A 20,702-nucleotide genomic window follows, 5' to 3' on the forward strand; every position below is an offset into this window, starting at 1 on the left:
GGTTAGCGTTGGCTGCTACAATCTACAAAGTTGTGTAGATACCTATGCTGCGATGGCGGGGTGTCAGCCGCTCATGTGCAAGCTGACTCGCCGTCATCGCAGGCAAGCCAGCTCCCACAGGTTTGACCGAGTTGATTCAGTCAGATGGGTTATTGGCCAGAGTAGATTTGGTCGAACACGCCGCCATCATTGAAGTGGGTCTTTTGCACCGTGCGCCAGTCACCAAAGGTTTTCTCCACCGACAGGAAATCCACCTTGGGGAACCGGTCGGTGTACTTGGCCAATACCTTCGGGTCCCGTGGGCGCAGGTAGTTGTTGGCCGCAATTTCCTGGCCTTCGGGCGACCACAGATACTTGAGGTAGTCCTCGGCCGCAGCACGGGTGCCTTTTTTCTCGACCACTTTATCCACCACTGAGACCGGCGGTTCGGCTTCGGCGGAGACGCTTGGGTAGACTACTTCGAACTGATCACGGCCAAACTCACGGGCGATCATTTCGGCTTCGTTTTCAAAGGTCACCAGCACGTCGCCAATCTGGTTGGTCATGAAGGTGGTGGTGGCGGCGCGGCCGCCGGTGTCCAGTACTGGCGCTTGCTTGAACAACTTGCCAACGAAGGTCTTGGCCTTTTCTTCATCACCGCCATTCTTCAACACGTAACCCCAGGCCGACAGGTAGGTGTAGCGGCCGTTACCGGAGGTTTTCGGGTTGGGAACGATTACCTGCACGCCGTCCTTGAGCAGGTCGGGCCAGTCTTTCAAGGCTTTGGGGTTGCCTTTGCGCACGATAAACACCGTGGCTGAGGTGAACGGCGCGCTGTTGTTCGGCAAGCGTGTCACCCAGTTGTCCGGCACCAGTTTGCCGTTGTCGACCAGGGCATTGATGTCGGTGGCCATGTTCATGGTGATCACGTCGGCGGGCAGGCCGTCGATCACCGAGCGTGCCTGTTTGCTGGAGCCGCCGAAGGACATCTGCAGCGTCAGCTTGTCGTCCGGGTGCTCAGCTTCCCAGTGCTTCTGGAAGGCGGCGTTGTAGTCCTTGTAGAAGTCGCGCATCACGTCGTAGGAGACGTTGAGCAGGGTGGTCGCGGCCTGGGCGGAGCCCGCCAGGGCCAGGCCGGCGGCCAGTAGGGAGGCGCTGAGGATCTTTTTCACTGCTCATTCCTTGTTGTTCGAGAAGAGGGGAGGCAATTTGCCAGCGACTATAGCCGGGCCTGCATAGACCCTTAAAGATTAAAACGAACTTTGCTTATTCCAGTTTGTGAAACAGATTGCTGCCACAGCGCGCGCAAAATGCGGCGTTGGGTTCATGGCTGTCCTTTTTGCACACTGGGCAGTCGGTGTGCAGCTGTTCGCCGCGCATGGCACTGGCCAGTTCGGCGGTAAAAATACCCGTCGGCACCGCAATGATCGAGTAACCGGTGATCATCACCAGCGATGAAATCACCTGGCCCAGGGGCGTCTTGGGCACGATATCGCCGAAGCCCACGGTGGTCAGGGTGACGATGGCCCAGTAGATGCCCTTGGGAATACTGGTGAAGCCATGTTCCGGGCCTTCGATCACGTACATCAAGGTGCCGAACACCGTCACCAGGGTGCACACGCTGACCAGGAACACCACGATCTTCTGCTTGCTGCCGCGCAGCGCCGCCATCAGGTAGTTGGCCTGCTTGAGGTACGGGCTGAGCTTGAGCACGCGGAAGATGCGCAGCATCCGGATGATGCGGATGATCAGCAGATACTGGGCATCGCTGTAGTACAGCGCGAGGATGCCGGGGACGATGGCGAGCAGGTCCACCAAGCCATAAAAGCTGAAGGCATAGCGCAGCGGCTTGGGCGAGCAATACAGGCGCAGGCCGTACTCGATGGCGAAGATCAGCGTGAAGCCCCACTCGATATAGGCCAGCACGTCGGCGTAGTTCTGGTGAATTGTGTCGATGCTGTCGAGCATCACGATCACCAGGCTGGCGAGGATGATCAGCAGCAGGATGCCGTCAAAGCGCCGCCCGGCGACGGTATCGCTTTGGAACACCATGATGTAGAGGCGCTGGCGCCAGTCGTTGTTGCTGTCCATAAACCCTGCCCGAAACGAATATCGAGCAAGCCTAGGGCGATTCGAACGGGCTGTCCATGTGAGGCTTGTGCAGCATTCGCTGGCCGGCGCGCACCAGCCAGCAGGCGAGGATAAACGGCGCGGTCAGCGCGGGCAGGTGCAGGCCGGCGAAGCTTGGGGTGAGCAAGATGGCCAGGCCGATGCCCAGCAGCGGTAACCAGGGCTGGCGACGTGATGAGCACAGGGCCAGGGCCGCCAGCGCCGGGTTATAGCTGTGCAGGCCGAGCAGGGCGCCAGTGGGGTCGTTCAGCCACAAGCCGGCGAGCATGCCCAGAGCGGCGCCGCCCAAGGCCCACGCGGCGGCGCGACGGTCGGCCAGCAGCAAGCCCAGGGCAATCAGTACACCCGCCAGGGGCTGGTCCAGCAGCATGATTTGCCCCAGGCCGGTGAAGGGCGCGGCCACTACAGCGACAGTGTTGGGCTCGATCAGTGCAAGGGCGTTTTCAGGACTCTGGCCGAGCAGCAACCAGCCCAGGCCAACAAAGGGCACGGTGTAGGCGGGCAAATCCTGGGGCCGGGTTGCGTGTTTCAACCAGTGCCGGGTAAGGATGGCACTCAAGCCGCCGCACGCCAGGATCAGCGGCGGCACCAGCGCGGACCAGGCGAAGTGCTGGCTGATCAACAGGCCCAGCAACACGCCGTTGTAACTATACAGCCCGGCCTGGCGCTCGGCCTTGGGATACCCCCGGCGCTGGGCCGTGAGCAACCCCGCGACGCCACCCAGCAAGGCCCCGCCGAGCAAGGCCGGGGCGCCGATCAGGATGGCCAGCAGGCACAGCAGGCCGCACAGCGAATGGCGCTGCAGAAAGATTTGGCTGAAGCCGTTGAGCAGGGCTTCGGCCCAGTCGGGGCAGGTTGGGTTGTGCATGTCAGCTCCCTGTAGGAGCGAGCTTGCTCGCGAAAAACCTGAGGGCGCCGCGTGCATTCAGGATACCCGCGTCATCGTTGACGTTCTTCGCGAGCAAGCGCGCTCCTACAGTAGGGTTTCGATACGCAGCGAATTGGTCGACCCCGGCTGCCCGAACGGCACCCCCGCGGTAATCACCAAGGTATCGCCACGCTGCGCCATGCCCTGGGCCTGGGCAATTTCCAGCGCGGTGGAACACACCTCATCCACCTGGCGCAGCCGATCATTGACCACCGAGTGCACGCCCCACGCCACGCTCAGGCGTCGCGCCGTGGACAGGTTGGGTGTGAGGTTGAGGATCGGCGCCACCGGCCGTTCCCGCGCCGCGCGCAAGCTGGAACTGCCGGACTCGCTGTAATTCACCAGCACCGCCACCGGCAGGATGCTGCTGATACGGCGGATCGCACAGCTGATGGCGTCCGACACCGTGGCATCCGCCTTGGGCCGGCTGACGTCCAGCTGGGCCTGGTAGTCCGGGCCGTTTTCCACCTGGCGGATGATCTTGCTCATCATCTGCACCGCTTCCAGTGGGTACTCGCCCGAAGCGGTTTCGGCTGACAGCATCACCGCGTCCGCACCTTCAGCCACCGCGTTGGCGACATCGGTGACTTCGGCGCGGGTAGGTGCCGGCGAGAAGCGCATGGATTCGAGCATCTGCGTGGCCACCACCACCGGCTTACCCAGTTGGCGGCAGGTGCTGATGATGTCTTTCTGGATCTGCGGCACGCTCTCGGCCGGCACTTCCACGCCCAAATCACCTCGGGCCACCATGATCGCGTCGCTCAATTCGGCGATTTCGCGCAGCCGTTGCACCGCCGAAGGCTTTTCGATCTTGGCCATCAAAAACGCCTTATCGCCAATCAGCTCGCGGGCTTCGCGGATGTCTTCCGGGCGCTGCACAAACGACAGTGCTACCCAGTCCACACCCAGTTCCAGGCCAAAGCTGAGGTCGCGACGGTCCTTGGCGGTGAGTGGGCTCAGTTCCAACAACGCTTGTGGGACGTTCACACCTTTGCGGTCAGACAGTTCGCCGCCATTGAGCACGGTGGTGTCGATGGCATCGGCATGCTTGGTGATCACGCGCAGGCGCAGCTTGCCGTCGTCGAGCAGCAGGTCCATGCCCGGCTCCAGGGCTGCGATGATTTCCGGGTGGGGCAGGTTGACCCGGCGTTGGTCGCCCGGGGTTTCATCCAGGTCCAGGCGCAGGGCCTGGCCGCGTACGAGCTGCACCTTGCCTTCGGCAAAGCGTCCCACCCGCAGCTTCGGCCCTTGCAGGTCCATGAGGATGCCGAGCGGGTAGTTGAGCTGGCGTTCGACCTGGCGAATCCACTGGTAGCGCTGGGCATGGTCGGCGTGGTCGCCGTGGCTGAAGTTGAGGCGGAAGATATTTACCCCGGCCTCCACCAGCTCAAGGATGTCGTCGATACCGTCGGTGGCCGGGCCCAGGGTGGCGAGGATTTTGACCTTCTTGTCAGGCGTCATGGTTGGCAGTCTCAAGGATCAGGATGGCGCGCAAGTCGTTGACGTTGGTGCGCGTCGGCTCGGTGACGATCAAGTCGCCCAGGGCGGCGAAATAGCCGTAGCCGTTGTTGTTGTCCAGCTCATCACTGGCCGACAAGCCCAGGGCTTCGGCACGGCGGTAGCTGCAGGGGGTCATGATCGCGCCGGCGTTGTCTTCTGAACCGTCGATGCCATCGGTATCGCCGGCCAGGGCGTACACGCCGGGCAGGCCCTTGAGGCTGTCGGTGAGGCTCAAGAGGAATTCCGCATTGCGCCCGCCACGGCCGTCGCCGCGTACGGTGACGGTGGTTTCGCCCCCCGAAAGAATCACGCACGGCGCCGCCAATGGCTGGCCGTGCTGCACGATCTGCCGGGCGATGCCGGCGTGTACCTTGGCCACATCGCGGGCTTCGCCTTCAAGGTCACCGAGGATCAGCGGGCTGAAACCGGACTGGCGTACTTTGACCGCCACCGCTTCAAGCGATTGCTGCGGGCGGGCGATCAATTGGAAGTGGCTGCGGGCAAGCACCGGGTCGCCGGGCTTGACGGTTTCCGAGGCGGGGTTGTTAAGCCAACTGCGCACCGAAGCGGGGGCGTCGATGTGGTAGCGCTTGAGGATCGCCAGGGCCTGTTGCGAGGTGCTCGGGTCGCCGACCGTCGGGCCCGAGGCAATCACCGTGGCCTGGTCACCCGGCACGTCGGAGATCGCGTAGGTGTACACCGTGGCCGGCCACGCGGCCTTGGCCAAGCGCCCGCCCTTGATCGCCGAGAGGTGCTTGCGCACGCAATTCATCTCGCCAATGGTGGCGCCGGATTTAAGCAGGGCTTTGTTGATGGCTTGCTTGTCCGCCAGGGTGATGCCCTCGGCGGGCAGGGCGAGTAGTGCCGAGCCACCGCCGGAGAGCAGGAAGATCACGCGGTCGTTTTCGCCCAGATGGCTGATCAGTTCCAGCACGCGCTGGGCCACGGCAAGGCCGGCTGCATCCGGAACCGGGTGGGCGGCTTCGACCACTTCGATTTTTTTGCACGGCGCGCCGTGGCCGTAACGGGTAACTACCAGGCCCGAAACTTCGCCCTGCCAACAGTCTTCGACGACCAGCGCCATGGCGGCCGCGGCCTTGCCGGCGCCGATCACGATCACACGGCCACTGCGGTCGGCAGGCAGGTAGGGTTCGAGGACTTGCCGGGGGTGGGCGGCGTCGATGGCTGTGGCAAACAGCTCGCGAAGCAGGTGTTGCGGATCGACCGACATAAGCGGGCTCCCGGGGGATTCTTGTTATTTGTAGGAGCGAGCTTGCTCGCGAAAATCGTCAACGATAACGCGGGTAACCAGGGAGCCAGTGGTGCTCTCAGGTTTTTCGCGAGCAAGCTCGCTCCTACCGGGGGGTATTGCGTATTTTCGTTACTTCTCGCGAATCGAGAAGTTCGCCATATGCTCCAGGCCCTTGATCAGTGCCGAGTGGTCCCAGTTGCCGCCGCCAATTGCGGTGCAGGTGCTGAACACTTGCTGGGTGCCGGCGGTGTTCGGCAGTTTGATCCCCAGTTCCTTGGCGCCGGCCAGGGCCAGGTTCAGGTCCTTCTGGTGCAGGTTGATGCGAAAACCCGGGTCGAAGGTGCCCTTGATCATGCGCTCGCCGTGCACTTCCAGGATCTTGGATGATGCAAAGCCACCCATCAGCGCTTCACGCACCTTGGCTGGGTCGGCGCCGTTTTTGGCGGCGAACAACAACGCTTCGGCCACCGCCTGGATGTTCAGCGCGACGATGATCTGGTTGGCGACCTTGGCGGTCTGGCCATCGCCATTGCCGCCCACCAGGGTGATGTTCTTGCCCATGCTCTGGAACAGCGGCAGCGCGCGTTCAAACGTCTGCGGTTCGCCGCCGACCATGATGCTCAAGGTGCCGGCCTTGGCGCCGACTTCACCACCGGACACCGGGGCGTCCAGGTACTGCGCGCCGGCCTGGTTGACCTTGGCGGCGAATGCTTTGGTGGCGGTCGGGGAGATCGAGCTCATGTCGATCACCACCTTGTTGGGTGACAGGCCCGCAGCCACGCCGTCGGCGCGGAACAGCACATCATCGACTTGTGGGGTGTCGGGCACCATGACGATGATGAACTCGGCTTCCTGGGCCACTTGTTGCGGGTTGGCCAGGGCCACGGCGCCGGCGCTGATCAGTTCAGCCGGTGCCTTGCCGTGATGTTCAGAGAGAAACAGTTGATGACCTGCTTTCTGCAGGTTGGCGGCCATGGGTTGGCCCATGATGCCGGTGCCGATAAATCCGATTTTAGCCATGATCAAAATCCTCTTTTAATGTGAGAGCTGGCTTGCCTGCGATGGCATCAGCCGGGTATGCCTGATACACCGAGGTGCCTGCGTCGCAGGCAAGCCAGCTCCCACATTGTTTGGTGTGGTGTCAGTTGTCAGATGGCGTTATGGGTCTTGAGCCAACCCAAACCTGCCTCGGTAGTGGTCAACGGCTTGTACTCACAGCCGACCCAACCGGCGTAACCGATGCGGTCCAGATGCTCGAACAGGAAGCGGTAGTTGATCTCACCGGTGCCTGGCTCGTTGCGCCCTGGGTTGTCCGCCAGCTGGATATGGTTGATCTCGCCCAGGTGCGTCGCCATGGTCCGCGCCAGGTCACCTTCCATGATTTGCATGTGGTAGATGTCGTATTGCAGGAACAGGTTGGCGCTGCCCACTTGCTCGCGAATCGACAGGGCCTGAGCCGTGTTGTTGAGGTAGAAGCCTGGAATGTCGCGGGTGTTGATCATCTCCATCACCAGCTTGATACCCGCCGCCTGCAGCTTCTCGGCGGCGTACTTGAGGTTGGCGACGAAGGTTTTTTCTACGGTCTCGTCATCGACGCCTTGTGGCCGGATACCCGCCAGGCAGTTGACCTGGGTGTTGCCCAATACCTGGGCATAGGCGATGGCCAGCTTGACCCCGGCACGGAACTCCTCGACCCGGTCCGGGTGGCACGCCAGGCCGCGCTCGCCCTTGGCCCAGTCACCGGCTGGCAGGTTGAACAACACCTGGGTCAGGCCGTTGGCGTCCAGCTGCGCCTTGATGTCGGCAGAGCTGAATTCATACGGGAACAGGTACTCCACGCCTTGGAAACCGGCATCGGCAGCCGCTTTGAAGCGGGCAAGGAAGTCCTGTTCGGTAAACAACATGGACAGGTTGGCAGCAAAGCGCGGCATAGGGTTCTCCTTAATCGAGCAGGGAAATGGCAGTCGGCGCATCGTTGCCGACCAGGGCCAGATCTTCGAATTCATTGACGGCGTTGATCTCGGTGCCCATGGAAATATTGGTCACCCGTTCCAGAATAATCTCAACGATCACCGGCACCTTGAATTCTTCGATCATCTCTTGGGCGCGGCGCAAGGCCGGTTGGATCTGGCCCGGCTCGAACACACGCAGGGCCTTGCAACCCAGGCCCTCGGCAACCGCCACATGGTCGACGCCGTAGCCGTTGAGTTCCGGGGCGTTGAGGTTGTCGAAGGACAGCTGCACGCAGTAGTCCATCTCGAACCCACGCTGGGCCTGGCGGATCAGGCCCAGGTAAGAGTTGTTCACCACCACGTGGATGTAGGGCAGCTTGAACTGCGCGCCCACCGCCAGTTCTTCGATCATGAACTGGAAGTCATAGTCGCCCGACAAGGCCACCACTTTGCGGCTCGGGTCGGCCTTGACCACGCCCAGCGCTGCCGGAATGGTCCAGCCCAATGGGCCGGCCTGGCCGCAGTTGATCCAGTGACGTGGCTTGTACACATGCAAAAATTGCGCGCCGGCAATCTGCGACAAACCGATGGTGCTGACGTAGCAGGTGTCTTTGCCGAACACCTGGTTCATCTCTTCGTACACGCGCTGCGGCTTGACCGGTACGTTGTCGAAGTGGGTTTTGCGGTGCAGGGTGGCCTTGCGTTGTTGGCAGTCATGCAACCAGGCACTGCGGTCCTTGAGCTTGCCGGCGGCTTTCCACTCGCGGGCCACTTCGATGAACATTGTCAGCGCGGAGCCGGCGTCGGAAACGATGCCCAAGTCCGGCGTGAACACGCGGCCGATCTGGGTCGGCTCGATGTCGACATGAATGAATCTACGGCCCTCGGTATACACCTCGACCGAACCGGTGTGACGGTTGGCCCAGCGGTTGCCGATGCCCAGCACCACGTCCGACTTGAGCATCGTCGCGTTGCCGTAGCGGTGCGAGGTTTGCAGGCCGACCATGCCCACCATCAGCGGGTGGTCGTCCGGGATCGTGCCCCAGCCCATCAGGGTCGGGATCACCGGAATGCCGGTCAACTCAGCGAACTCCACCAGCAGCTCGCTGGCATCGGCGTTGATCACGCCGCCGCCGCTCACCAGCAAGGGGCGTTCGGCTGCATCGAGCAGGGCCAGGGCTTTTTCCACCTGCACACGGGTCGCCAGCGGCTTGGCCAGGGGCAGCGGCTGGTAGGCGTCGATGTCGAATTCGATCTCGGCCATCTGTACGTCGAAGGGCAGGTCGATCAGCACCGGACCAGGGCGGCCGGAGCGCATTTCATAGAAGGCTTTCTGGAACGCGTAAGGCACTTGGCCGGGTTCCAGTACCGTGGTTGCCCACTTGGTCACCGGCTTGACGATGCTGGTGATGTCCACGGCCTGGAAGTCTTCCTTGTGCATCCGGGCGCGAGGGGCTTGGCCGGTGATGCACAGGATCGGGATCGAGTCGGCCGAGGCGCTGTACAAGCCGGTGACCATGTCGGTGCCCGCGGGGCCGGAAGTGCCGATGCACACGCCGATATTGCCGGCCTTGGTGCGGGTGTAGCCCTCGGCCATGTGCGAGGCGCCTTCAACGTGGCGAGCAAGGACGTGATCGATGCCACCCACCTTCTGCAAGGCCGAATACAGCGGGTTGATCGCGGCGCCTGGGATACCGAAGGCGGTATCCACACCTTCACGGCGCATCACCAGGACGGCGGCTTCGATTGCTCTCATTTTGCTCATGGTTTTGGTGCCTCTTGCGTTTTGTAATTGTATACAAGTGGTGTCTGTCCAAAGTGTATTCACGCCGAGCTGCGTTGGTCAATGCCTTTCGTAAACTGACCTTTGCGTTCGTCGGAAGCGCTTTTTTCGACGTATGGAGCCTTTGTTGGAAAATATTGTATACAAAAACAAATATCATTGTGTTCTATTTGTGTGATCGAGCATCTGATCAAACAGACCTCACCGCTTTACCCATAACAAGATAAGGACGGCACCTATGAGCGCTTTAACCTTGAAACTCGCCACCCAACTGGCCACCCAGGCCCTCACGGCAGGCCGCACTATTTCGGCTGCGCCCCTGACCATCGCCGTGCTCGACAGCGGTGGCCACCTGGTCACCCTGCAACGCGAAGACGGCGCCAGCCTGCTACGCCCGCAAATCGCCATCGGCAAGGCCTGGGGCGCCATCGCCCTGGGCAAGGGCTCACGTTTGCTGGCACTGGACGCCCAACAGCGCCCGGCGTTTATCGCCGCGTTGAACAGCCTGGGGCAGGGCAGCGTCGTGCCGGCGCCGGGTGGGGTGTTGATTCGGGATCAGAGCGGCGTGGTGCTGGGCGCAATCGGGATCAGCGGGGACACGTCCGATATTGACGAGCAGTGTGCGATCACCGCGATAGAGGGGGTGGGTTTGCTGGCGGATGCGGGGGTGTCGGCTTGAATCGGGGCTGATGGATCGGGCCTCTTCGCGAGCAAGCCCGCCACAGGGGAATGCGTTCCAAATGTGGGAGCGGGCTTGCTCGCGAAAGGGGCGCCTCGGTCTTGGCGCTATACCCAAACGGCATCCCACAGCGGATAGTCGCCAATCCGCTTTACCAGCCCAGCTCTCAGGGGATTGGCAACCACATACCTGGCCATTTTTACCAAGTCATCTTCTTTGCGCAGGGCCCGGTCATGAAAGCTGGTTTGCCATAGTCGACCCTTGCGGCCGGTAGCGCCGTTTACGCTACGGGTACTTTTGGATTTCACCTGACACATCAGATCTCCCAGCGAGCCTTGTTGCAGTTCGATCAGCCAGTGGAAGTGGTCGGGCATCACCACCCAAGCCAGAGAGTGTGCCAACCTTTGGTATTGGGCGAGTCTGAATTGCCAGACGACCAAGCGACCCAGATTAAAGTCATTGAACATCGGCACACGTTCATGGGTGTTGGTGGTGATCAGATAGATGCGGTTGGACTCGCTGAATCTGCCGATACGCAGGCGGTGTGATGTAGCTCGATCAGGCATTCCTTGGCCTCTCTTCAGATGGGGTTCTGAGAGGCTAGATCTTGGTGGCTGAGGCTGATCTGTGGACTTTTGGCAGGATGTGTCTGGGAGGGCGCTTTCGCGAGCAAGCCCGCTCCCACAGGGGGATTTGTGCGGTTTATACAATGTGTGTCTGGCTTTGCACCTACCTGTGGGAGCGGGCTTGCTCGCGAATTTTACAGGCGCCGCGGTCTATCAATCCGGCTCACACCCCTTGAGCACCAACCGAATAATCGTCTGCGCCGCCGCCTCATAATCGGCCTCATCCAGCTTGGCCTTGCCGGTCACTGCCGAGATCTGCCAGTCGAAATCGGCATAGGTCTGGGTGGCTGCCCAGATGCTGAACATCAGGTGGTTGGGGTCAATCGCTGCGATCAGGCCACGGTCAACCCAGCTCTGGATGCAGTCGATATTGTGCTTGGCCTGGGCATTGAGCTGTTCAACCTGATCGGCGCTCAGGTGGGGGGCGCCGTGCATGATTTCGCTGGCGAATACCTTGGAGGCGAACGGCAGGTCGCGGGAGATGCGGATCTTTGAGCGGATGTAGTTGCTCAACACTTCCTTGGGCTCGCCGTCGGGGTTGAACGGCGTAGAGGCGGCCAGGATCGGCTCGATGATGCTTTCGAGCACCTCGCGGTAGAGGTTGTCCTTGGACTTGAAGTAGTAATAGACGTTGGGCTTGGGCAGCCCGGCCTTGGCGGCGATGTCGCTGGTTTTGGTCGCGGCGAAGCCCTTGTCGGCAAACTCCTCGCTCGCCGCCCGCAGGATTTTTTCTTTGTTGCGCTCGCGAATGCTGCTCATAAACCAGACGTTTCCTTGCCATGACAGGCGGTTGCGCATGGTAGCACCGGCCATCCGCAGGCCTCAACAATCTGCCCACAAGGCCTTGCGCCGCGCTATGCTCGCGCCATCTCTCTCTAACGGAAGTCCGGTTCATGGCAGGAAGCAGCTTATTGGTGTTGATCGACGATATCGCCGCGGTACTCGATGACGTTGCGCTGATGACAAAAATGGCCGCCAAGAAGACATCGGGCGTGCTCGGCGATGACCTTGCACTGAACGCCCAGCAGGTCTCCGGCGTGCGCGCCGAGCGGGAAATCCCCGTGGTGTGGGCGGTGGCCAAGGGCTCGTTTATCAACAAGCTGATCCTGGTGCCGACGGCCCTGTTGATCAGCGCCTTTGCACCCTGGGCGGTGATACCGTTATTGATGCTCGGCGGTGCCTACCTGTGTTTCGAGGGCTTTGAAAAACTCGCGCACAAATTCCTGCACAGCAAGGCTGAAGATCAAGCCGAACACGCACAGTTGGCTGAAGCGGTGGCCGACCCGGCAACCGATCTGGTGGCGTTCGAGAAAGATAAGATCAAGGGCGCGATCCGTACCGACTTTATTCTCTCCGCCGAGATCATCGCCATCACCCTCGGCATCGTCGCCGACGCGCAGCTGACGCAGCAGGTGATCGTGCTGTCGGGTATCGCCATTGTCATGACCATCGGCGTATATGGATTGGTGGCCGGTATCGTCAAGCTCGACGACCTGGGGCTGTGGCTGACGCAGAAACCGGGCCAGGTGGCGCGCAGTATTGGCGGCGCGATCCTGAGCGCGGCACCCTATATGATGAAGAGCCTGTCAGTGATCGGCACGGCGGCGATGTTCATGGTCGGTGGTGGCATCCTTACCCATGGCGTGCCCGTGGTGCATCACTGGATCGAAACCGTGAGCCAGAGCACCGGCGCGTTGGCGTGGCTGATGCCAACGCTGCTCAATGCGGTGGCGGGGATCATTGCCGGCGCCGTCGTCCTGGCAGTGGTCAGCGTGGCAGGTAAAGGTTGGAAAGCACTGCGAGGGTGAGATGACAGGCATAAAAAAGGCCATTCAATCGAATGGCCTTTTTTTATCGCTGCTGTTTACTCGGCGATCTGCAACTTGCGCGATTCGGTGTAGATATACCGCACCTTCTCATACTCGAACGGCGAGTTCATCTGGCCGTAGCGGAAGCTGGTCTGGTAGCGCTTGTCGACGGCACGCAGGGCCCAGACTTCCGGATGGTTGGAGCTGACTTCAGACACGTTGAGGAAGTTGATCTGCGATTCGGCGCTGTAGTCCACCAGCAGGCCGCCGGTATCACGCAGGTTCGACGGCCCGAAAATCGGCAGCATCAGGTAGGCGCCACCCGGTACACCGTAGAAGCCCAGGGTCTGGCCGAAGTCTTCGCTCTGGCGCGGCAGGCCCATGGCGGTGGCCGGGTCCCACAGGCCGGCGATGCCAATGGTAGTGTTGACCAGCAGGCGCCCGGTGGTTTCCAGCGAGCGGTGGCCCTTGAGCTGCAACAAGCTGTTCATCAGGTTGGGCACATCGCCCAGGTTGTTGAAGAAGTTGCTCACGCCGGTGCGCAGAAAGCTCGGCGTGACATAGCGGTAACCGTTCACCACCGGCAGGAACACCCACTGGTCGAAGCGATAGTTGAAGTGGTACACGCGGCGGTTCCACGACTCCAGTGGGTCGTAGACGTTGAGCGCGGTGAGCGTGGAGCGCTCGAATTCGCGCTGGTCCAAGCCTGGGTTGAACTTGAGCTTGGTCAGCGGCTCCTTGAAGCCGTCGGCATCGACCTTGACGGGTTCTTGGGCCTTGCTGTTGTCGGCATTGGCCACGCCTGCGCACATCAGTGCGGCGAGCAGCAGAAGATATTTAGCCACGGAAGAACTCCAGCATGGCGTCGGCGTTGACGCGGTAATTAAGGTTGCCGCAGTGGCCGCCCAGCGGGTAGACGGTCAAGCGATCGCCGAAAGTTTTACGCAGGAAGCCCAGGTCGCCAGGGCCGAGGATCACGTCGTCGGCGTTATGCATCACGGCGATTTTCGGGCTGTCGCGCAGGTAGTCCTTGAGGGCGTAGAGGCTGACCTGGTCGATCAGTTGCAGCAGGCTGCCGCCATCGGAACGCGCGCGCCACATCGGGATCACTTGTTCGGTGAGGTAGCAGTCGAAGTCACACTGCAGGGCACGCTTGAGGAACGGCGTGAGGCTGGTGCCTTCGGTAATCGGGTACTTGGGCGGAATAATCAGGCCACGTCGGTTGATCAAGTCCGAGGTGAAGGCAATGTCGGCGGCCGAGAAGCGGAACGAGGTGCCGATCAGCATGGCCATCTGTTCGTTGGTCAGGTGCTGCTTGGACTGCTGGAAGTCATAAAGCAGGGCATCGTTGAGGTCGATGTAGCCTTTTTGCTGGAAGTAACGCGTCAGTTTGCTCAGCACCAACTCATAGAAGGTGGTGCTGTTGTTGATGCCCTTGACCTCGGTCTGTACCAGCTTGTCGAGGTTGGTGATCGAGGTGTAGAGGTTGACCGGCGGGTTGAGCAGCAGCACTTTCTTGAAGTTGAAGCTGCGGCGGGTCTCATCCAGCTTGCTGACAAACGCCGCATCCAGGGCGCCCAGGCTGTAGCCGGTGAGGTAGAAATCGGTCACGGGCAACGAGGCGTTCTGCGCGCGTACGGCTTGCATCACGCGGTACATGTCTTCGGCGTCTTCCTGGGTGATGCCCGGGGTGGCGAAGCGCGAAGCGGCGCTGATGAAGTCGAAGCTGGTCGGCGAGGACAGCTGCACCACATGGTAGCCGGCCTGGTAATACAGCTTTTTCAGGTATTCGTTGATGCTGCTGTCAAAGCGTGCACCGGTGCCGGCGATCAGGAAGATCAACGGCGCAGCACGGTCCTGCTTGGCAATGCGGTAGGTGAGTTTCTTCACCGCCCAAAAATTGTCCGGCAGGCTGAACTCGCGCTCGGGGCGCATCGTCAGGGTGTAGTCGGACTGGGTGATCTCGTCATCCGTTGGTAGGGTTGGCCGCAGATCGGGAGGTGTGGTGGCGATGGTCGCTTCGAACGGGTTGGTCAAAGGGTAGCCATAGCTGGCTTGGTCGATATCGACGGCCAGTGCTGACGCACTCAAAAATAGGCTGCCCAGCAAGGCAGCACAGCGCAAGGAACGGAGCATGACTTAATCCCTAAGAGGAACGGGCTGAATGAAGTTCGCAGGCTATGACCACCGCCTTGTCACCGAAGTGCCAGCACTCGGCACGAAAAGTCGGAAAAAACGTCGGAATCGGGGTAATAGTAGCGAGACGATACACTTTGCCATGCTTTGTTGAACAGATATCTGTGCGAACACCTTGCTAACGGCCGCCGTGGGATTAAGCTGGGCGCCGTTTTTGCCTATCGGAGTGCCCCATGTCCCGTCGTTTGCCGTTGATCCTGCTGCTTATTGCCCTGCCGTTATGGCTGGCCGCCAGTTATGCCGCACGTTACGGCTTCATGGAGGATGGGCAATGGGTTGGCATCTGCGCGGATGAGGCCAGCCGCTGGGAATGCCAGGTGCGTTCGAATTTGGGTTTGATGATTCATTTCAAGCTGCTGGGGTGGGCGGCGTTGATCACCTCGGTGCTGGGCTTTTTTGTACCGGGGCGTGCGGGATGGGCGTTGGCAGTAGTGGGGTTGGTGTTCGGGTTGCCGGCGCTGGCGTTGTACAACACGACGTTTGCGGTGTTTGCGGTGGTGATTGCGGGGTTGCGGTTGGTCAGGAAGCCGCGCGGCGCCTTGTAGGAGCGAGCTTGCTCGCGAGGGTCGTTAACGATGACGCGGGGTACCTGATGCCCCGCGTTATCTTGGTGTTTTTCGCGAGCAAGCTCGCTCCTACAGGCGATTGTGTTAAGCCTTGCGCACCCGCAAGCAACGCCACAAAGCCGCAACCATCAGCACGCTGACCACGGCCCAACCCCAGGCCTGCTGGTTCAACAGCCCTTCACGGTACAACTGCGGCGCAACGCCGGCACCGATGATAAAGGCCAGCAACGCAATCTCCCGACGCGGCCCGGTCACCGGGCGTACCAGGTACACCAGGGCCGGCAGCACCAGCGCTGCGCTTGGGAAGCTGCGATAGCGCGGGTCAAACACCAGCGCCAGCATCATTACCGCACCGGCAAACCCGGCGATTGCCAGCAGCCAGCCGGCGCGCTGCTCCAGCCAGTTGAACCCGCGCGCACGCCAGCCTTCGGGGGCGCTGAGTGCCAGGGCGGCGTGGGCCAGCACCAGCAGGTTCAACGCCACCAGCAAGCCTGCCCATACCCATTCATCGCTGAAGCGCGCGGTAACGCGGGTCAGTTCGGCCCAACTGCCGATGGAACATGCCGCCACGGCACCGAGCAACGGCAGTATTAATGCAGAGCGCGTGCTGCGAACGCGGCCGCCGAGCACCAGGGTGCCAAGCAGGATGAGCCCGCCGATGCCCAGCCACAGCGGCCAGTACGGCACGTTGGTCACAGGGCCTGCGAGAACGCATTTGTCTTGGCGGTCTGCATCGAACAGCCCCCAGTAACCGCCCACAGCCCCTTCACTGGCGCGCTTCCATGGCTGGTCAAAGGCTTCGATCAGGTTATAGCGCCAGCCATTGGCTTCGGCCATGGCCACGAAACCGCGCATGAACCTGGCTTCATTGACCCGGCTGGGCACGGCGGTTTCGCGCTGGCGGCCCTCGCTAGGCCAGCCGGTTTCGCCGATCACGATGTCCTTGGGTGCAAATTTATGGCCGAAAGTCTGGCGCACATCGCCCACGTGCTTGAGCGCCTGGTCGATGCCGGACGGGTCATCTTCCCAATACGGCAGCAGGTGAATGGTGAGGAAGTCCACCGCCGGCTCGATTTCTGGGTGTTGCAACCAAAATTCCCAGACATCGGCATAGGTGACGGGCTGCTTGATCTGGCTTTTAACCTGATGGATCAGCGCCACCAGCTGCTTGGCAGTGACTTCCTTGCGCAGCAGGGCTTCGTTGCCGACGATCACCGAGGTCACCACGTCCGGGCTGGCGTTGGCCGCCGCGATCAACTCGTTGATCTCTTTTTGAGTCGCCACGGGGTCACTGCTGACCCAGGCCCCGGCCATCACCTTCAACCCATGCTTGCGCGCCATGTCCGGCAGGGCTTCCAGGCCGGTCATGGAATAGGTGCGAATGCATTCAAAACGCGGGGCGAGCAGCGCCAGGTCGGCGTCCATGCGCTCGGGGCGCAGCGCGAACGGTTGGTCGAATGGGGATTGGTCTTTGTCGAACGGCGTGTAGGACGCGCATTGCAACTTATGGCTGGCGCTGGCGACGTCCGGCAACACCACGGGCCGGCCGAGGCCGTACCAGTAGCCGGCAAGGGCAAGCACGCCGAGGATCAAGGCAAAGAAATAGGGCAGGGCAGGGAAGCGGGCAGTCGCGGGCATGGTCGGCTTATCTGGGGGAGCAAAGGCGCGCATCTTACCCGGATTTGCCGCAGCCCAGTGCGGCTGCATAATTTTGACATGCAAACTTCGGGCGGGATTCTGGCGATAACGCCTACAAAGCGTCCTACTGGCGATGTGATGTCGTTTCTTGCTCAACCAAGGTCGCTGACAGAGCAGGGCAAATGCCTACGCAGGTTGAAGATAAAACTGTCAGTACTCCACTGATGCCTCAGCAACCGGATCGATGCGCGTGAAGGGGGCGCGGTGCACCCTATAACAACAGTTTGACGTCGCTCGGCATCCGTCGGGCGCAGCACTTTCGGGGAAGTACTATGAAGATGCGACGACTCTTGGGCGCAGCTGCCACTCTGGTAGTTGCGATGGGCTCCACACTGGCCAGTGCCGACAGCAAGACCCTGAGCATCGGCTACGTGGACGGCTGGTCCGACAGCGTGGCCACCACTCATGTGGCGGCAGAGGTGATCAAGCAAAAGCTCGGCTACGACGTAAAACTGCAAGCGGTTGCCACCGGGATCATGTGGCAGGGCGTCGCCACCGGCAAACTCGATGCCATGCTCTCCGCCTGGCTACCTGTAACCCACGGTGAATACTGGACCAAGAACAAGGACAAGGTGGTCGACTACGGCCCCAACTTCAAGGACGCCAAGATCGGCTTGATCGTGCCGGAGTACGTCAAGGCCAAGTCCATTGAAGACCTCAAGACCGATACCACCTTCAAGAACAAGATCGTCGGCATCGACGCCGGTTCAGGCGTAATGCTCAAGACCGACGAAGCCATCAAGCAATATGGCCTGGACTACAAACTGCAAGCCAGCTCGGGTGCGGCGATGATCGCAGAACTGACCCGCGCCGAAGACAAGCAAGAGTCGATTGCGGTCACCGGTTGGGTGCCGCACTGGATGTTCGCCAAGTGGAAACTGCGTTTCCTGGACGACCCAAAAGGGATTTATGGTGCTGCTGAAACCGTCAACAGCATCGGCAGCAAGGGCCTGGAGAAGAAAGCGCCGGAAGTCGCGGCCTTCCTGAAGAAATTCCAGTGGGCCTCCAAGGATGAAATCGGTGAAGTCATGCTGGCGATTCAAGAAGGCGCCAAGCCGGACGCCGCGGCCAAGGACTGGGTAGCCAAGCACCCCGAGCGCGTCGCCGAATGGACCGCTAAATAACCCCGCCCCAACTGTAGGAGCGAGCTTGCTCGCGAAGAACGCACCGGCACCGCGATCATCCAGAATGAACGCGTTATCGTTGACGTTTTTCGCGAGCAAGCTCGCTCCTACATTTTTTTCAAATCCTCGCTAAGCTCGATCTACTACTAAGGTCGTCTGGAACCCATTGCGCAGCCGCATACAGTGGATACGTTCCAAAATAATAAAAAGCTGTGCTGCGAGGATAAAAACAATGAACGACAGCATTTACCTCTCGATTCAAAACAGCCCGCGTTTCAAGGAGCTGGTCAGGAAAAGGGAAAGGTTCGCCTGGATTCTCTCGGCGATCATGCTAGGGCTTTACTCCGCTTTCATCCTGTTGATTGCCTACGGGCCACAAGTACTGGGGGCCAAGATCAGCCCCGGTTCATCGATTACCTGGGGCATTCCCCTGGGCGTGGGGCTGATTGTGTCGGCCTTCATTCTCACCGGCATCTACGTGCGTCGGGCGAACGGCGAATTTGACGACCTGAACAATGCGATTCTCAAGGAGGCTGCGCAATGATCCGGCGTCTATTGGCTCTATTCGGCGTTTCGCTGTTGGCTCCGGCCGTTTGGGCGGCGGACGCATTGACCGGTGAAGTGCACAAGCAACCGCTGAACGTCTCGGCCATTGTGATGTTCGTCGCGTTTGTCGGCGCCACCCTGTGCATCACTTACTGGGCGTCCAAGCGCAACAAGTCGGCAGCGGACTACTATGCGGCGGGCGGCAAGATCACCGGTTTCCAGAACGGTCTGGCGATTGCCGGTGACTACATGTCGGCGGCGTCCTTCCTGGGGATTTCCGCGCTGGTGTTCACCTCCGGCTACGACGGCTTGATCTACTCGATCGGCTTCCTGGTGGGCTGGCCGATCATTCTGTTTCTGATCGCCGAACGCTTGCGTAACTTGGGCAAATACACCTTTGCCGACGTGGCGTCCTATCGCCTGGGTCAAACCCAGATCCGCAGCCTGTCGGCCTGTGGCTCGCTGGTGGTGGTGGCGTTCTACCTGATCGCGCAGATGGTCGGCGCGGGCAAGCTGATCCAACTGCTGTTCGGCCTTGATTACCATGTGGCGGTGATCCTGGTGGGTATCCTGATGTGCATGTACGTGCTGTTCGGCGGCATGCTGGCGACCACCTGGGTGCAGATCATCAAGGCGGTACTGTTGCTGTCCGGTGCCTCGTTCATGGCACTGATGGTGATGAAGCACGTCAACTTCGACTTCAACATGCTGTTCTCCGAGGCGATCAAGGTTCACCCCAAAGGTGAAGCGATCATGAGCCCCGGCGGCCTGGTGAAAGACCCGATCTCGGCATTCTCCCTGGGCCTGGCACTGATGTTCGGTACCGCTGGCCTGCCGCACATCCTGATGCGCTTCTTCACGGTGAGCGACGCCAAGGAAGCGCGTAAGAGCGTGCTGTACGCAACCGGCTTCATCGGCTACTTCTATATCCTGACCTTCATCATCGGCTTCGGCGCGATCCTGTTGGTCAGCACCAACCCGGCGTTCAAGGACGCAGCGGGCGCCTTGCTCGGTGGCAACAACATGGCGGCGGTGCACCTGGCCAACGCGGTGGGCGGCAGTATCTTCCTGGGCTTCATCTCGGCCGTGGCGTTTGCCACCATCCTGGCGGTGGTTGCCGGCTTGACCCTGGCGGGTGCTTCGGCGGTGTCCCATGACCTGTATGCCAGCGTGATCAAGAAAGGCAAGGCCAACGAGAAGGACGAGATTCGCGTATCGAAGATCACCACCGTAGCCTTGGGTGTATTGGCCATCGGCCTGGGTATCCTGTTCGAAAGCCAGAACATTGCGTTCATGGTCGGCCTGGCGTTCTCCATCGCTGCCAGCTGTAACTTCCCGGTGCTGCTGCTTTCCATGTACTGGAAAAACCTCACCACCCGTGGCGCCATGATTGGCGGCTGGCTGGGCTTGATCAGCGCCGTGGGCTTGATGATCCTCGGCCCGACCATCTGGGTCTCGATCCTGCACCATGAAAAAGCGATCTTCCCGTACGAGTACCCGGCGCTGTTCTCGATGATCATTGCGTTCGTCGGCATCTGGTTCTTCTCCATCACCGACAAGTCGGCGGCGGCAGAGAAAGAGCGTGCGCTGTACTTCCCACAGTTTGTGCGTTCGCAGACTGGCCTGGGGGCGAGCGGGGCGGTTAATCACTAAGTTGTCAGTTGTATAAGAGATACCCCGGTCGTAAGGCTGGGGTATTTTTTTGCCTGGGTTTTTGTGTTGTCTGGGCTGGCCTAATCGCGGTATAGGTATCCACACAATTTTGGTGCGACGCTGAACCTATGGCGAGGGAGCTTGCTCCCGTGACGGCCTGACAGCCGGCGCCGATCTAACTAACGCGCCGCGATTCAAATGTGGGAGCTGGCTTGCCTGCGAAGGCGGCCTGACAGTCAGCACAGTTGGACCGTTTACATATCCATTCCTGCGGTAACGGCC

Annotated in this window: 19 protein-coding genes and 1 pseudogene; 6 read left to right on the forward strand and 14 right to left on the reverse strand. The window is 60.8% G+C overall.

Annotated elements, in window-relative coordinates; genetic code table 11:
• Positions 1-149: 149 nt before the first annotated feature.
• The 9 genes and pseudogenes from A7K61_RS25370 to gcl all read right to left on the reverse strand — a co-directional run bounded on the left by A7K61_RS25370 (position 150) and on the right by gcl (position 9,506).
• A complete protein-coding gene (locus A7K61_RS25370; RefSeq protein WP_056788576.1) occupies positions 150-1,151 on the reverse strand; it encodes a sulfate ABC transporter substrate-binding protein in 1,002 nt (333 codons plus the stop codon).
• 94 nt (positions 1,152-1,245) lie between these two features.
• Positions 1,246-2,070: an ion transporter gene (locus A7K61_RS25375; RefSeq protein WP_069558609.1), complete on the reverse strand. Its 825-nt coding sequence runs from the start codon at positions 2,068-2,070 to the stop codon at positions 1,246-1,248.
• Positions 2,071-2,101: 31 nt separating this feature from the next.
• Positions 2,102-2,977 carry an urea transporter gene (locus A7K61_RS25380; protein ID WP_069558610.1) on the reverse strand — a complete coding sequence of 292 codons (876 nt, stop codon included), beginning with the start codon at positions 2,975-2,977 and terminating at the stop codon, positions 2,102-2,104.
• 10 nt (positions 2,978-2,987) lie between these two features.
• Positions 2,988-3,074: pseudogene (locus A7K61_RS33925) on the reverse strand (outer membrane lipoprotein carrier protein LolA); the annotation flags it as partial.
• A gap of 8 nt (positions 3,075-3,082) precedes the next feature.
• Complete coding sequence (pyk, locus tag A7K61_RS25385; RefSeq protein WP_032892655.1) at positions 3,083-4,498, reverse strand: pyruvate kinase; 1,416 nt, start codon at positions 4,496-4,498, stop codon at positions 3,083-3,085.
• Positions 4,488-5,768, reverse strand: a complete 1,281-nt coding sequence (locus A7K61_RS25390) for a glycerate kinase (RefSeq protein WP_003189983.1) — start codon at positions 5,766-5,768, stop codon at positions 4,488-4,490. Before A7K61_RS25390 ends, pyk begins: the two co-directional genes overlap by 11 nt.
• Before the next feature lie 150 nt (positions 5,769-5,918).
• Positions 5,919-6,809, reverse strand: a complete 891-nt coding sequence (locus A7K61_RS25395; RefSeq protein WP_069558611.1) for a 2-hydroxy-3-oxopropionate reductase — start codon at positions 6,807-6,809, stop codon at positions 5,919-5,921.
• 128 nt (positions 6,810-6,937) lie between these two features.
• The gene (gene hyi, locus A7K61_RS25400; RefSeq protein WP_003189985.1) at positions 6,938-7,720 is read right to left on the reverse strand and encodes a hydroxypyruvate isomerase; all 783 of its coding nucleotides are present in this window, start codon (positions 7,718-7,720) and stop codon (positions 6,938-6,940) included.
• A gap of 10 nt (positions 7,721-7,730) precedes the next feature.
• A complete protein-coding gene (gene gcl, locus A7K61_RS25405) occupies positions 7,731-9,506 on the reverse strand; it encodes a glyoxylate carboligase (RefSeq protein ID WP_069558612.1) in 1,776 nt (591 codons plus the stop codon).
• A 256-nt stretch (positions 9,507-9,762) separates the two neighbouring features.
• Here gcl and A7K61_RS25410 point away from each other — a divergent pair, with 256 nt between their 5' ends.
• A complete protein-coding gene (locus A7K61_RS25410) occupies positions 9,763-10,203 on the forward strand; it encodes a heme-binding protein (RefSeq protein WP_044273006.1) in 441 nt (146 codons plus the stop codon).
• 107 nt (positions 10,204-10,310) lie between these two features.
• On the opposite strand, the gene A7K61_RS25415 is transcribed toward A7K61_RS25410, so the two are convergent.
• Together A7K61_RS25415 and A7K61_RS25420 are read right to left on the reverse strand one after the other, a co-directional pair.
• On the reverse strand, positions 10,311-10,769 hold the full coding sequence (locus A7K61_RS25415; RefSeq protein ID WP_044273007.1) for a transposase: 459 nt from the start codon (positions 10,767-10,769) through the stop codon (positions 10,311-10,313).
• Between the two features lie 213 nt (positions 10,770-10,982).
• Positions 10,983-11,588 carry a TetR/AcrR family transcriptional regulator gene (locus tag A7K61_RS25420; protein ID WP_003189991.1) on the reverse strand — a complete coding sequence of 202 codons (606 nt, stop codon included), beginning with the start codon at positions 11,586-11,588 and terminating at the stop codon, positions 10,983-10,985.
• Positions 11,589-11,722: 134 nt separating this feature from the next.
• Between A7K61_RS25420 and A7K61_RS25425 the strand changes: the two genes are divergently transcribed.
• Positions 11,723-12,637 carry a DUF808 domain-containing protein gene (locus tag A7K61_RS25425; protein ID WP_034127188.1) on the forward strand — a complete coding sequence of 305 codons (915 nt, stop codon included), beginning with the start codon at positions 11,723-11,725 and terminating at the stop codon, positions 12,635-12,637.
• Positions 12,638-12,693: 56 nt separating this feature from the next.
• On the opposite strand, the gene A7K61_RS25430 is transcribed toward A7K61_RS25425, so the two are convergent.
• Complete coding sequence (locus tag A7K61_RS25430) at positions 12,694-13,482, reverse strand: VacJ family lipoprotein (RefSeq protein WP_003189993.1); 789 nt, start codon at positions 13,480-13,482, stop codon at positions 12,694-12,696.
• Positions 13,475-14,773 (reverse strand): serine/threonine protein kinase, encoded by a 1,299-nt coding sequence (locus A7K61_RS25435; RefSeq protein WP_032892643.1) that lies wholly within the window; start codon positions 14,771-14,773, stop codon positions 13,475-13,477. The genes A7K61_RS25430 and A7K61_RS25435 overlap by 8 nt, the downstream gene beginning before the upstream one ends.
• A 233-nt stretch (positions 14,774-15,006) precedes the next feature.
• On the opposite strand from A7K61_RS25435, the gene A7K61_RS25440 reads away from it, so the two are divergent.
• Positions 15,007-15,378: a hypothetical protein gene (locus A7K61_RS25440; RefSeq protein WP_069558613.1), complete on the forward strand. Its 372-nt coding sequence runs from the start codon at positions 15,007-15,009 to the stop codon at positions 15,376-15,378.
• A gap of 105 nt (positions 15,379-15,483) precedes the next feature.
• Here A7K61_RS25440 and A7K61_RS25445 read toward each other — a convergent pair whose 3' ends face one another.
• Positions 15,484-17,037, reverse strand: a complete 1,554-nt coding sequence (locus A7K61_RS25445; RefSeq protein WP_069558614.1) for a glycosyl hydrolase family 17 protein — start codon at positions 17,035-17,037, stop codon at positions 15,484-15,486.
• Between the two features lie 332 nt (positions 17,038-17,369).
• Between A7K61_RS25445 and A7K61_RS25450 the strand changes: the two genes are divergently transcribed.
• The 3 genes from A7K61_RS25450 to A7K61_RS25460 all read left to right on the forward strand — a co-directional run bounded on the left by A7K61_RS25450 (position 17,370) and on the right by A7K61_RS25460 (position 20,420).
• Complete coding sequence (locus A7K61_RS25450) at positions 17,370-18,221, forward strand: glycine betaine ABC transporter substrate-binding protein (protein ID WP_003233255.1); 852 nt, start codon at positions 17,370-17,372, stop codon at positions 18,219-18,221.
• Between the two features lie 232 nt (positions 18,222-18,453).
• Complete coding sequence (locus tag A7K61_RS25455; protein ID WP_003190001.1) at positions 18,454-18,765, forward strand: DUF485 domain-containing protein; 312 nt, start codon at positions 18,454-18,456, stop codon at positions 18,763-18,765.
• Positions 18,762-20,420: a cation acetate symporter gene (locus A7K61_RS25460; RefSeq protein WP_047710423.1), complete on the forward strand. Its 1,659-nt coding sequence runs from the start codon at positions 18,762-18,764 to the stop codon at positions 20,418-20,420. The genes A7K61_RS25455 and A7K61_RS25460 overlap by 4 nt, the downstream gene beginning before the upstream one ends.
• The last annotated feature ends 282 nt before the right edge of the window (positions 20,421-20,702 follow it).

Source organism: Pseudomonas sp. AP42 (genome assembly GCF_001728935.1).
GTDB lineage: Bacteria > Pseudomonadota > Gammaproteobacteria > Pseudomonadales > Pseudomonadaceae > Aquipseudomonas > Aquipseudomonas lactis.